This is a genomic window from Vibrio sp. 1249-1 (genome assembly GCF_033340495.1).
Map to the genome: position 1 here is coordinate 1 of NZ_JAWOWJ010000909.1, position 573 is coordinate 573.

Here is a 573-nt window from a genome sequence, read left to right on the forward strand (position 1 = left end):
TGTTCTTCGCCGCCGCGTAGCTATCTGCAGTTAAGTAGTAGATCTTATCTTGACCTTCTTTCATGCGCTCAACGTAGGATGCGAGACCAACGGTTTGTTCCGCAGAATCAACTTCTGTTGAAGCAAAACGCAACAGACCTGCAATTTTCTCTTTGTTCGCAACGTCTTCCGCTGGGCCTTCTTTCAACACTAGGCCAAACTCTTTCCAGAATGATTGGTATTTTTCTTCATCATTCTTCGCCATGCGCTCAAGCATAGTCAGTACACGTTTCGTGCATGCATTGCGTAGCGACTGAGTCACTTTGTTGTCTTGTAGAATTTCACGCGATACGTGTAGTGGCAGGTCGTTTGAATCAATCAAGCCGCGTACGAAACGTAGATAAGACGGCATAAACTGTTCAGCATCATCCATAATGAACACACGTTGCACGTACAGTTTCAGACCTGACTTATGATCACGATTCATCATATCCCATGGCGCTTTCGATGGGATGTAAAGTAGGCTAGTGTAGTCGTTTTTACCTTCTACGCGGTTGTGGCTCCACACCAACGGATCAGCGAAATCGTGTGAAA

General features: G+C 45.7%; 1 pseudogene. It reads right to left on the bottom strand.

The annotated features are described in order from the left end of the window. Positions 1 to 573 (bottom strand): annotated as a pseudogene (locus R7Z50_RS29620) (molecular chaperone HtpG); the annotation flags it as partial.